The following is an 11,701-nucleotide window of genomic DNA, read 5'->3' as shown; positions in this document are numbered from 1 at the left end:
GCGGGATCAGTCGGCGCCGTGGCCGGCGATCATCATCGCCTGCAGGGCCATGCTTTCCAACTCGTCGCGATCCTTCTTGCGCATGCGTTCGGATTCGCTCTTGAGCTGGCCGCAGGCGGCAAGAATGTCGCGGCCGCGCGGCGTGCGGATCGGCGAGGCGTAGCCGTTGGCGTTGACGAAATCGGCGAAGGTCTCGATTGTCTCCCAGTCCGAGCATTCATAGGCGGATCCGGGCCAGGGATTGAACGGGATCAGGTTGATCTTGGCGGGAATGCCCTTGAGCAGGCGCACCAGTTCCTTGGCGTCGGAAAGGCTGTCATTCACGCCCTTGAGCATCACATATTCAAAAGTGATGCGCCGCGCGTTCGAAACGCCGGGATAGGTGCGGCAGGCCTCGAGCAGCTCTTTCAGCGGGTACTTCTTGTTGATCGGCACCAGCTCGTCACGCAATTCGTCGCGCACGGCATGCAGCGAAATCGCCAGCATCACGCCGATCTCTTCGCCGGTGCGGACAATGCCCGGCACCACACCGGAGGTCGAGAGCGTGATGCGGCGGCGCGACAGCGCCAGCCCGTCGCCGTCCGAGGCGATCAGCAGCGCCTGCTTGACATTGTCAAAATTGTAGAGCGGTTCGCCCATGCCCATCATGACGATGTTGGTGACCTTGCGGCCTTCCGCCGGCACGATCGCCCCCTGCGGGGTGTCCTTGTGCGGGAAATCGCCGAGCCGGTCACGCGCGACCAGCAATTGCGACAGGATTTCCTCGGCGGTCAGATTGCGCACAAGCTTCTGGGTGCCGGTGTGGCAGAAGGTGCAGGTGAGCGTACAGCCGACCTGGCTCGAGATGCACAGCGTGCCGCGGCCTTCCTCGGGAATGTAGACCGTTTCCACCTCGACAGGACGGCCGGCACCGCGCGGCGGAAACCGCATCAGCCACTTGCGGGTGCCGTCATTGGAAATCTGTTCCTCGACGATCTCGGGGCGGGCGACGGTGTAGCGTTCGGCGAGCTTTTCGCGCAACTCCTTGGAGATCGTGTGCATGTCGGCGAAATCGGAAGAGCCGCGCACATAAAGCCAGTGCCAGATCTGGTTGACCCGCATCTTGCGCTGCTTTTCGGGTACGCCGGCGTCGGCCATGGCGGCGACCATTTCTTCACGGCTCATGCCGATCAATGTCGGCTTGCCGTCCATGGTCTGGCTGGCCGCTTTGGCAGCCTGAGGCCGGGCGGGACGCGCGGAAGGGTCTGTCAGGTCAATGGTCGCTGGCATCACGGACTCGGTTCTGATGTTGCAAGATTGGCCGCGTCCTACCAGCTTTTGGGGCTCACGTCACCATTGCTCTGGTTTCCCGGCTGCAGCGGAGCGCCGCCCCTCCGGCCTTTGCGGCCGCAGCCTGGCTCTGATACGCGTCCAGAGCCTGGCCAGCCGCTTGCTGAAAGAGGTATTGCCGTCGCGCAGTTTGCGGCGCGACGGGCCGGCGACCGGAGCAAGTTCCGATGCCTTGCGGCCAGCGGGCGTATCAAGCGGCGGCTCCGGTGCCGGTGCCCAGGGTCCGAGGCGATAGGCGATCATGGTGGCGTGGTCGTAATAGCTCATGGCCAGTCTCCTGTTTTGATCAGGAAAGCAGACCGCTGCTGACAGTACGGTGTCAGTGGGGGCTGTGATAGTGTCAGCAGCAATGGCCCGCTGATGACGAGATCCCAACCATGCGCCGTTCCGACCGACTGTTTGAAATCATCCAGATCCTGAGATCCGCAAGGAAGCCGGTGACCGCCGAAAATCTGGCCGGCCAGCTCGAGGTTTCGATCCGGACGATCTACCGGGATATCGCCGCATTGCAGGTGATGAACACGCCGATCGAGGGGGAAGCCGGGATCGGCTACATCATGCGCAGGGGCTACGACCTGCCGCCGCTCAATTTCGATCTGGAAGAGATCGAGGCGCTCAGGGTTGGCCTGGCACTGTTGTCACGCACCGGCGACAGTGCGCTGCAACGGGCAGCGCGACGGATCCACGAAAAGATTGACGCTCTGCACGGCCCCGCCAGCTGGCTGCAGGTGGCCCCGTGGGGCGCGGCCCTGGACGATCCGGCAAAGGGATGCGTATCAAAATCGACGCTGAGGGACGCGATCCGCGGTGAACGCAAGCTGGAGCTGGTCTATCAGGACGAACAGGGCTGCCGGACGACGAGAACGGTGCGGCCGCTGGCGCTGGTCTATCATCTCGAATGCGTGATGCTGGCGTGCTGGTGCGAGCTCAGGGCCGGATTCCGGCATTTCCGCACCGACCGCATCTATGAATGCCGGGTTCTGGACCAGAACTTTTCAGGTCAGGGCGATGCGCTGAGGGCGATCTGGCCGGATCAGGACCGCTGGGATGTGACCGAGGCAGGCATTGCCCAATCGGTATGACCTATTGGACTTCGAGCTGCGGTTCGGGGCAGCGTACCGGCGTGGCTGACGCAACAAGGGCGGCCTGAACTGCTGCAGCGTTTGAAGGAGCCGGCCTGAGCATGGCATCGACAAAGCCGGGAATGTCCATTCGCGGCAATCCCGGTTCACCGGTCAGCTGCTTGAGGCCGACAAGCGTTGCGTAGATCAGGGTCGCCCGCGAGCGGGCTTCGGGGCCGGTCAGGCCAGAGCCACGCATCTGCAGGGTGAGGAAGGCCAGCCGCTCGGTATCGGCGTTGCGGACAACCGCATGCACGGCTTCGTCGCCGGCGGCCCAGTGCCTGATGGCGACTTCGGTCATCGGTCCGCCATATTCGCGCGTCGGCACATCCAGGATGTCTTCGATGAAGCGGATGAACAGATCGCGCGGCGACAGTTCCGGCGAAACCATGGAGGCGATCACGTCGCTGGTGGCGACACGGCGCCAGTGCTCGACCATGGCCGCCTGGAGTGCAGCGAGATCGGCGAAATGCCAGTAGAACGAACCTTTGGTGACACCAAGCTCCTTGCAGAGGTAATCGACCCGTATCGCCTTTGGTCCGGAACTTGTCAGAAGCTTGAAGGCGGCCTTGATCCAGTCTTCAGGCGTGAGTGTCTGTTTCGTGCCCATGCCGCCTCATATCCAATGCAATGCGTCATCCAATCAATTGTACGATTCCTTACACAGGCTATGGATAACAAATGGTTAACAGCGGGCGCAGACCGCGGTGCGCGACCGGTGCCTGCAGGTTCAGGAAAACCTGGCCGAAACGAAAAAGGGAAGGCCGGATGATCGGCCTTCCCTTGAACTTTTCCAGAGGACGGAAACTCAGTTGCAGCTGGCGATCTGGTTGAGTGCCGCGGTCACGCCCTTGAGCGAGTAGCTGTAGGAGGTGTTGGTGCCGCGACGCGAGACGGCCTTGACCGTCATCGAGGTTCCGGCCTTCATTGCCGCAACCAGTTGCGGTTCCTGCGCCGCGTTTTCGACCCAGGCCGAGTTGCCCCGGGTGAACAGGCTGAAATCACGGCCGTCGACATTGACGGTGATCTTGGAGGATTCCTGCAGCGGATAGCCCATCATCGCCTGCGGTTCATAGCTGACGTTCTGGCCCGGGCGCTGCGAGATGAGGAAAAAGATATCACCATGGTCGACGTTGGTCGGCGCGGAACTGGTCGGCACCGAGAGAACGTAGCAGACCTTGCCCCCCGCTGAATTGTACGAATAAGCCCCCCAGGCATCAAACTGCTGGATCCTGGTGGGCGATTGCGCCGCCGCGGCGGCGGTCAATGCAAAAAGCGCCGTCACTGCGGTTGCGATTGTCTTCCCAAACATGGCTTCCCTACCGGTTCGTGGTCCTGTGCCGCGCGCGGAGTGCGGCGACATTTCCCGCTTGTTGCGAGGTGATTGGTTCATTTTGACTTAATCCTGGTTACCAAACCGTCAATGAATCCCGCAGTTGGACAGTATTCGGTCCGGGCTGCGGGGCGGCGCGTCCCTTCATCACCTTTTGTAACAACTCGAATCCGGCAACAGTTTGACCTTGGTGGATTCCGTTGTAGGTGTTGATATGTTGGCTTCAAGGCGGTAGCTGATCGCGAGGAGCAGTCGGGGTTTTGCGCAGTTTATGTCGAATGAGATGAAAGAGCGGCTAGTCCGGCTCGCCGAGTCCGTCGCCGAAAGGCGGGACCAGGCGGCATTTGCGGAATTGTTCGATTATTTTGCGCCACGGATCAAATCCTACCTGCAGCGGCTCGGCATGGAGCCCGGCCAGGCGGAGGAACTGACCCAGGAGGTCATGATCGTGCTGTGGCACAAGGCGGGGCTGTTTGATCCGGCCAAATCGTCGCTTGCCACCTGGCTGTTCAGAATCGCGCGCAACCGCCGGATCGACGCCTTCCGGCGCGACAAGTCGGCGCTGCTCGATCCCGATGATCCGGCCTTGCAGCCGTCCCAACCCGAATCAGCCGATGATATCGTCGAAGCGGAGGAACGCGACGAGCGTGTCCGCAAGGCCATGCTCGATCTTCCCGAGGAGCAGGCGGTGCTGGTGCGGCAAGCCTTCTTCCTCGGCCGCTCGCACAGTCAGATTGCCGAGGATACCGGCCTGCCGCTCGGGACCGTGAAATCGCGGATCCGGCTGGCCTTTGCCCGTCTGCGGCGCACGCTCGAGGGCGATGGCGGCGAAATGACGCTGCACTGATGCATTTGATGAAAGATGCTGGTGGTCAGGGACACAGGCGACGCGGCCACGGAGCGCGGCCGGTCAGCCCTTGCCAGATGCCAGCTCGTCAAGCGACTTTCGTGCCGCGATCCTGTGGGCTTCGGTGAGATTGGCGCGGACAGTGGCGATGGCCAGGGTCAGAACCGCGATATCATCGGAAAAGCCGACGAGAGCCAGGAAATCGGGAACAGCGTCCATCGGCATGATGAAATAGGCGAGTGCGCCCAACAGCACGGCCTTGGCCTTGCCCGGCGTTTCAGGATCAAGCGCGCAATAGTAGGCCGCCACGACGTCTTCGGCGAAGGGCACCTGTTTTGCGGCTTTCGCAAAAGTGCGCCAGAACCCGGCGCGGACCGAAGACTCGTCGGCGCCCCTGGTGTCCTGGCCGGCCATGTGGTCGGGTTCGAGAATTTCGCCGTCAAGGCCGGTCATGTCCCGCCTCCATTGCTCGGTTCACACATTCCATCAACCGGATATGGCGATGGCACCGCCTGTCTTCAATATCAGGGCCGGTCAGCTGCCGGTTCCTGAGGCAATATGATCCATGGCCATTGCCAGATCAAAGTCGAGACCGGTCAGTCCGCCGGCGTCGTGGGTGGTCAGTCGCACCTCGACTGTGCGGTAGACATTTTTCCATTCCGGGTGATGGTCGAGCTTTTCGGCGACGAGCGCCGCGCGGCTCATGAAGCCGAAGGCCTCGCTGAAATCGGCGAACTTGAAGGTCCGGCTCAGCGCGGTCTCTCCTGCGTCGATGCTCCAGGACGACACGGAGGCAAGCTTTTCGGCAACGGCTGTGCTATCGAGTTTCTGGCGCGACATGGCGTCCTCCCGGGTTAGAATGGTACGGATGGCAATCCGATTGGCTGGAAAGCTCTATGATGGAATCTAGTGTGCTTGATGACGGAAAAAAGACATCGATCTCGGTCTTGTTCGTCTGCATGGGCAATATCTGCCGCTCGCCACTGGCGGAGGGCATCTTCCGCGACGGTCTTGCGCAAGCACAACTGACCGGTCTGGTGGAGGTTGATTCCGCCGGTACCGGCAACTGGCGCCAGGGTGACGCGCCGGATGTCCGCTCGGTAGAGACAGCCGCCATGCACGGGATCGACATTTCCGGGCAGCGGGCGCGTCAACTGACAGCGGAGGATTTCGACCGGTTCGACCTGATCTTCGCCATGGACCGTTCCAACGAGGCGACAATGCGCGCCCGGGCGCCCTCGGCGCGGCATGACCGCATCTTCCTGTTTCTCGACCATACACTCGGCAGCCGGGCCGACGTGCCCGATCCCTATTATGGCGGCGCGGACGGATTCGAGGACGTGTTTCAGTTGTTGCGGGCGGGCTGCACCGAGCTTGTGTCGAGGCTCGGCAGGGAATTGCGCCAGCCCAGCGGGTAGGCTTCCTCGACCAGATAGGGCCCGCCGCCGACCGAATCACGCGACGACATCACCACGAAGCGCCCGACATCAAAGGGCAGGGTGCGGAAATCACCGCGCCCGCCGAGATAGCTGACGACATCGCCGACCCGTGCATTGCGAAGGCGCGCGAGCGTCACGTGCGGCGAAAAACGACGCGGATCCGGCGGCAGCCCATGGCGCTGACAGATCCGTTCGATCTCGGCCTGCAGCGCCTTGAGTTCGGCGGAGGGCGAAACGCCAGCCCAGATCGAATGCGGCTTCTTCGAGCCGAAGGATCCCATTCCCGACAGGGTAAGCGAGAAAGCCTGCCGGTCGATCCGGTCGAAGGCACCGATCAGTTCGTCAGCCGTGGGACCGTCGATGTCGCCGATAAACCGAAGGGTGATGTGGTAGTTCTCGACGCTCAGCCAGCGCGCGCCAGGTAATCCGCCACGCAGGAGGGAGAGGGACAAGGCCGCCTCCCGGGGAATTTCGAGTGCGGTAAAAAGCCTGGGCATTGTGTGTCCCCCGAACCACCGTTTGATCCAAACGAATCACGCTACAGGCGGCCACGCAAGCACCCAGATGTTGCGCTGCGGAGCGCGGGGGCTGTCACTCGGTCTTGATCCGGGCCAGGAATTGTTCGGCGACCGGAACGAATTTTTCGACCATCGTGTTGATTCCATTGACATTCGGATGCATGCCATCGGACAGCAGCATCTCCGGATTGCCGGTCACGCCATCAAGAAAGAACGGGTAGAAAATCAGGCCATGCTCAGCGGCCAGGTCGGGGTAGATCTGGTTGAAGACGGTCTCGTATCCGGCACCCATGTTGGGCGGAGCCAGCATCCCGGCCAGAAGAACGCTGATGCCGCGCTGCTTCAGCCGGACGATCATGGCCTCGAGATTCTCGCGGGTTTTCTCCGGCGGCAATCCGCGCAGCGCATCGTTTGCGCCGAGTTCGAGGATCACACCGTCAATGCCGTCTGGAATGGACCAGTCGAGGCGCGCCAGGCCGCCGGAAGTCGTGTCGCCGGACACGCCCGCATCGATGATGGAGACCTCATGGCCTCGGTCGCGCAGGGCTGCCTGCAACCGTGCCGGAAAACCCTCGTCCGACTGAAGATTGTAGGCGGCCATGAGACTGTCGCCAAAGCCCACGATCCTGATCTCATCGGCAGAGGCTGGAAGTGCCGAGGCGGTAGCTACCCCAAGTGAGAGGCACAATGCGGCGATCAAAGCCTTAAAACGCATGGGGTAAACCTTTAAAACGCGAGGGTGGGCTCCTAAGTGCTCGGCATCAGACGTTCCAAGTCCGACCGCCTCTTCTCCATATAGGATGCTCAGCCCGTGTCTCAATCCTCCACCAAACCCATTGTCACACTGCGGCAGGCCAATCTCACCCTTGGCAACGGCGCATCGTCCGTCCACGTGCTCAAGGGCATCGACATCGATATCAACCGGGGCGAATCGGTCGGCATCGTCGGACCGTCCGGCTCGGGCAAATCGACCCTGCTGATGGTCATTGCCGGGCTGGAACGGCTCGACTCGGGTGAAGTCCATGTGGCCGACCAGGCCCTGCATGCGCTGAGCGAGGATGCGGTCGCTGCCGTGCGCGGCCGCTCTGTCGGCATCGTGTTCCAGTCGTTTCACCTGATCCCCAACATGACAGCGCTCGAAAACGTCGCGGTCCCGCTCGAACTGGCCGGCAAGGCCAATGCCTTCGAGCGTGCGCGCGAGGAACTGGTCGCGGTCGGTCTGGGCGAACGCCTGACGCATTATCCGGGTCAGTTGTCGGGTGGCGAACAGCAGCGCGTGGCGATCGCCAGGGCGCTGGCGCCCGATCCGGTGCTGATCGTGGCTGATGAGCCGACCGGAAACCTGGATGGCGATACCGGCCGACAGATCGCCGATCTGCTGTTTGCCAAGCAGGCCGAGCGCGGCACCACGCTGCTGCTGGTCACCCATGACGTCACGCTCGCCGATCGCTGTAACCGCCAGATTGCCGTCCGCTCCGGCCGGATTGTCGGCGGTGGCGAACAGCCGGTCGCCGCCGAGGTCGTGGCCTGATGGCGCCGGCACCGGCCACCGCCCAGGCCAATGGCCTGCGGCTGGGACTGGCGGCACGACTGGCGCTGCGCGAGTTGCGCGGCGGCCTGTCCGGCTTCTACATCTTTCTTGCCTGCGTGGCGCTCGGCACGGGCGCGATTGCCGGAGTCAACTCGGTCTCGCAGATGATGACCGGCTCGATTGCCTCGGAAGGCCAGACCATCCTTGGCGGCGATATCCGCTTCGAGAGCGACAACCGCGACATCGGCGAGGCGGAACGTGCCTATGTCGAAGAGCTGGGCACCGTGTCGGCGGGCGCCAACATGCGGACCATGGCGCGCAAACCGGACGGGTCGGACCAGTCGCTGGTCGAGTTGCGGGCGGTGGACAATGCCTATCCGCTCTATGGCGGCTTCGAGACGGTGCCGCCATTGCCGCTTGACGAGCTGTTTGCCGAAGACAATGGCGTTTATGGCGCCGCTGCTGCGCAGATCCTGCTCGATCGCCTCGGCCTTGCCGTCGGTGACAGTATTCTGGTGGGTGAGGCGAGCCTCAAGATCCGCGGTGTCATCACCGCGGAACCCGATTCGCTGTCGGAAGGCTTCGGCTTCGCTCCGCGGTTGATGATCTCACGCGCGGCACTCGATGCGGCCGGCCTGATCCGCCCCGGAAGCCTGGTGGAATTCAGCTATCGCGTGCGGCTTGACGAAAGCGCCGGGGCCAGGGATCTGGCCGCGCTCAGAGAGGACGCAACCGGCCGCTTCCCGGATGCGGGATGGTCGATCCGGACCAGCCAGAACGCGGCACCCTCGCTGACACGGAACATCGAGCGGTTTTCGCAGTTCCTGACCCTGGTCGGGTTGACGGCGCTGATCGTCGGCGGTGTCGGCATCGCCAATTCGGTGCGAGCCTGGCTTGAAGGCAAGCGTGGCGTGATCGCGACGCTCAAATGCGTCGGCGCGCCGGCTAGCCTGGTGGTGGCTATCTATCTGATCCAGGTGATGCTGATCGCCACTCTCGGAGTGGTGCTGGGTCTGGCGCTGGGGGCGGTGACGCCGTTTCTTGCCGCCAGTGCGCTCTCGGGCGTGATTCCGATCGCCGTGAGCGCTTCGTTCTATCCGGCCTCACTGGCCGTTGCCGCGGGTTTCGGGCTGATGACGGCGTTTGCCTTCGCAGTTCTGCCGCTGGGCCGGGCCGGCGAGGTGCCCGCGACCGCCCTGTTCCGCCAGCAGGGGTTCGAGGCAGGCGCGCTGCCGCGCTGGCCCTATCTGCTGACCGCCGGGCTGACTTTGCTGGTGCTGTGCATGGCGGCTATCTGGTTTGCCGATGACCGCCGCATCGCCACCGTCTTCGTGGTCGCGGTGATCGTTGCCTTTGCGGTGCTGCGTCTTGTCGGGCAGGCGGTGCAGCTGATCGCGCGGAAATGGCCATCGGTGCGTTCGACGCCGCTCAGGCTGGCGATCGGCAACATCCATCGCCCCGGCGCGCTGACGCCGTCGGTGGTGCTGTCGCTCGGCCTCGGGCTGGCGTTGCTTGTCACGCTGGCGCTGATCGACACCAATCTGAGGCGGGAACTGTCGGGCAACCTGCCCGAGCGGGCGCCGAATTTCTTCTTTGTCGATATCCAGTCGAGCGAGATCGACGGTTTCGAAAACACCGTCTCGGAGCTGGTGCCGGAAGGCAAGATCATCAAGGTGCCGATGCTGCGCGGACGGATCACCCAGCTCAATGGTGAAGAGGTCAATGCCGACAATGTCCCGCCGGAAGCCCGCTGGGTGCTCCGGGGTGATCGCGGCATCACCTATGCAAAGAACCAGCCGGAGAACTCGCGGCTGGCCGAAGGCGAGTGGTGGGCACCGGACTATGCGGGCGAGCCGCTGGTGTCGTTTTCTGCCGAGGAGGCCGGCGAGATCGGCCTGAATGTCGGCGATACCATCACGGTTTCGGTTCTCGGCCGCTCGATCACGGCGCGGATTGCCAATCTGCGGGAAGTGGAATGGGAATCTCTGTCGATCAATTTCGTCATGGTGTTTTCGCCCAACACGTTCGCTGGCGCACCGCATTCCTGGATGGCGACGCTGTCGGATCCCGGTGCGGATGCGGCACAGGAAGGCGAGGTTCTGCGCACGGTGACGCAGGCGTTCCCGACGATCACCAGCGTGCGGGTCAAGGACGCGCTGGAACTGGCCAACCGCCTGGTCGGCCAGATCGGCATTGCCATCCGCGCCGCAGCCCTTGTGGCGTTGGTCGCCTCGGTGCTGGTTCTGGCCGGTGCGCTGGCAGCGGGCAACCGGTCACGGATCCATGATGCGGTGGTGCTCAAGACGCTCGGCGCCACACGGGCGACGCTCATTCGTGCCTATGTCTACGAGTACGGCCTACTGGGACTGGCCACGGCGGTTTTCGCGCTGGCCTTTGGCGGCGTGGCCTCATGGTTCGTGGTCAGCCGCATCATGACGCTGCCGTCGGAGTTCATGCCCGACATCGCATTACTGACCCTGGTTGGAGCGCTGATCCTGACCGTCGGTATCGGTCTGCTTGGCACCTGGCGGGTGCTCGGACAGAAAGCTGCGCCGGTGCTGCGCGAACTTTGATGGCAAATCGTCGCATTTGTTAAGCAATAGCATAGGTTTCCGCGCATCTTGCGTCACTAAGGGTCTTGTCGTGGCCACAGTTCATACTCATATTACCCGCAGGCATGCTGGAGCCCCGCAGCGGCGCCTGGGTACTTGAACCCGACACCGTAACCCATACGGGGCTTATAAAGAGGGAAACATGGCTGACTTTCGCAATTCGAATGTCCGCGTAGCGAATGGCGTACAGGCTGATGCCGCCATTGATGAAGGCCTCCGCGCCTACATGCTCCGCGTTTACAATATCATGGCAATGGGCCTGGGTATCACCGGCGTGGCTGCCTACGGCACCTACATGCTGGCATCGACCAACCCGGCCTTTGCGCAACTGCTCTATGCGAGCCCGCTCAAGTGGGTGATCATGCTGGCACCGCTGGCGATGGTCTTCTTCCTGAGCTTCCGCATCGAGAAGATGAGCGTTTCCGCCGCGCAGACGACCTTCTGGGTCTATGCCGCGATGATGGGACTGTCGCTGTCGTCGATCTTCATCGTTTTCACCGGCGCCTCGATCACGCAGACATTCTTTGTCACCGCAGCCTCCTTCGGCGCGCTGTCGCTGTATGGCTACACGACCAAGAAGGATCTGTCGGGCATGGGCTCGTTCCTGATCATGGGCGTGTTCGGCCTGGTGATCGCGATGATCGTCAACATCTTCCTGCAGTCGAGCGCGCTTGAATTCGCCATCTCGGCGATCGGCGTTCTGGTGTTTGCCGGCCTCACTGCCTACGATACCCAGCAGATCAAGGAAATGTATTATGAAGGCGACGGCGAAGCGACCGCCGGCCGCAAGGCGATCATGGGCGCGCTGCGTCTGTATCTCGACTTCATCAACCTGTTCATGTTCATGCTGCAGTTCCTCGGCAATCGCGAGTAACAGCAACGCAAGTGAAATCGAAAAGGCGGTCCTCGGGCCGCCTTTTTTGTTGGCCCTGTGTTGGCCTTGGGCCCGGTGCGCGATAAACGGATGGTTT

The 11,701-nt window shown here is 62.6% G+C and carries 14 protein-coding genes; 6 read left to right on the top strand and 8 right to left on the bottom strand.

What is annotated here, in order from left to right; all coding sequences use genetic code 11:
- Positions 1–6 precede the first annotated feature (6 nt).
- Both rlmN and GTW23_RS11120 read right to left on the bottom strand, forming a co-directional pair.
- Complete coding sequence (rlmN, locus tag GTW23_RS11125) at positions 7–1,269, bottom strand: dual-specificity RNA methyltransferase RlmN (protein WP_252915822.1); 1,263 nt, start codon at positions 1,267–1,269, stop codon at positions 7–9.
- A 60-nt stretch (positions 1,270–1,329) separates the two neighbouring features.
- Complete coding sequence (locus GTW23_RS11120) at positions 1,330–1,596, bottom strand: hypothetical protein (RefSeq protein ID WP_252915821.1); 267 nt, start codon at positions 1,594–1,596, stop codon at positions 1,330–1,332.
- Between the two features lie 110 nt (positions 1,597–1,706).
- On the opposite strand from GTW23_RS11120, the gene GTW23_RS11115 reads away from it, so the two are divergent.
- A complete protein-coding gene (locus GTW23_RS11115) occupies positions 1,707–2,411 on the top strand; it encodes a helix-turn-helix transcriptional regulator (protein ID WP_252915819.1) in 705 nt (234 codons plus the stop codon).
- A gap of 1 nt (position 2,412) precedes the next feature.
- Here the strand turns inward: GTW23_RS11115 and GTW23_RS11110 are convergent, their stop codons facing one another.
- Positions 2,413–3,060: a TetR/AcrR family transcriptional regulator gene (locus GTW23_RS11110; protein WP_252915818.1), complete on the bottom strand. Its 648-nt coding sequence runs from the start codon at positions 3,058–3,060 to the stop codon at positions 2,413–2,415.
- Positions 3,061–3,258: 198 nt separating this feature from the next.
- Entirely contained in the window at positions 3,259–3,762 is a 504-nt protein-coding gene (locus tag GTW23_RS11105; RefSeq protein ID WP_252915817.1) for an invasion associated locus B family protein, read from the bottom strand.
- 292 nt (positions 3,763–4,054) lie between these two features.
- On the opposite strand from GTW23_RS11105, the gene GTW23_RS11100 reads away from it, so the two are divergent.
- Complete coding sequence (locus tag GTW23_RS11100) at positions 4,055–4,630, top strand: sigma-70 family RNA polymerase sigma factor (protein ID WP_152011128.1); 576 nt, start codon at positions 4,055–4,057, stop codon at positions 4,628–4,630.
- A 63-nt stretch (positions 4,631–4,693) separates the two neighbouring features.
- Here GTW23_RS11100 and GTW23_RS11095 read toward each other — a convergent pair whose 3' ends face one another.
- Together GTW23_RS11095 and GTW23_RS11090 are read right to left on the bottom strand one after the other, a co-directional pair.
- Complete coding sequence (locus GTW23_RS11095) at positions 4,694–5,083, bottom strand: YkvA family protein (protein WP_152011129.1); 390 nt, start codon at positions 5,081–5,083, stop codon at positions 4,694–4,696.
- An 81-nt stretch (positions 5,084–5,164) separates the two neighbouring features.
- Positions 5,165–5,470 (bottom strand): 4a-hydroxytetrahydrobiopterin dehydratase, encoded by a 306-nt coding sequence (locus GTW23_RS11090; RefSeq protein ID WP_152011130.1) that lies wholly within the window; start codon positions 5,468–5,470, stop codon positions 5,165–5,167.
- 59 nt (positions 5,471–5,529) lie between these two features.
- On the opposite strand from GTW23_RS11090, the gene GTW23_RS11085 reads away from it, so the two are divergent.
- On the top strand, positions 5,530–6,048 hold the full coding sequence (locus tag GTW23_RS11085) for a low molecular weight protein-tyrosine-phosphatase (RefSeq protein ID WP_252916305.1): 519 nt from the start codon (positions 5,530–5,532) through the stop codon (positions 6,046–6,048).
- Here GTW23_RS11085 and thpR read toward each other — a convergent pair.
- Positions 5,976–6,566: an RNA 2',3'-cyclic phosphodiesterase gene (gene thpR / locus GTW23_RS11080; protein WP_152011131.1), complete on the bottom strand. Its 591-nt coding sequence runs from the start codon at positions 6,564–6,566 to the stop codon at positions 5,976–5,978. The two genes, GTW23_RS11085 and thpR, sit on opposite strands and share 73 nt — an antisense overlap.
- A 94-nt stretch (positions 6,567–6,660) precedes the next feature.
- A complete protein-coding gene (locus tag GTW23_RS11075; RefSeq protein ID WP_152011132.1) occupies positions 6,661–7,302 on the bottom strand; it encodes an arylesterase in 642 nt (213 codons plus the stop codon).
- Between the two features lie 96 nt (positions 7,303–7,398).
- Here GTW23_RS11075 and GTW23_RS11070 point away from each other — a divergent pair, with 96 nt between their 5' ends.
- The 3 genes from GTW23_RS11070 to GTW23_RS11060 all read left to right on the top strand — a co-directional run bounded on the left by GTW23_RS11070 (position 7,399) and on the right by GTW23_RS11060 (position 11,604).
- Positions 7,399–8,118, top strand: a complete 720-nt coding sequence (locus GTW23_RS11070) for an ABC transporter ATP-binding protein (RefSeq protein ID WP_252915815.1) — start codon at positions 7,399–7,401, stop codon at positions 8,116–8,118.
- Positions 8,118–10,691 (top strand): ABC transporter permease, encoded by a 2,574-nt coding sequence (locus tag GTW23_RS11065; RefSeq protein WP_252915813.1) that lies wholly within the window; start codon positions 8,118–8,120, stop codon positions 10,689–10,691. The genes GTW23_RS11070 and GTW23_RS11065 overlap by 1 nt, the downstream gene beginning before the upstream one ends.
- Positions 10,692–10,872: 181 nt before the next feature.
- On the top strand, positions 10,873–11,604 hold the full coding sequence (locus tag GTW23_RS11060; protein WP_152011135.1) for a Bax inhibitor-1/YccA family protein: 732 nt from the start codon (positions 10,873–10,875) through the stop codon (positions 11,602–11,604).
- Positions 11,605–11,701: the final 97 nt, after the last annotated feature.

The sequence above is a fragment of the Parahoeflea alexandrii genome, assembly GCF_024105735.1.
Lineage (GTDB): Bacteria > Pseudomonadota > Alphaproteobacteria > Rhizobiales > Rhizobiaceae > Hoeflea > Hoeflea alexandrii.
This window is presented reverse-complemented; position numbering and strand designations above follow the sequence as displayed.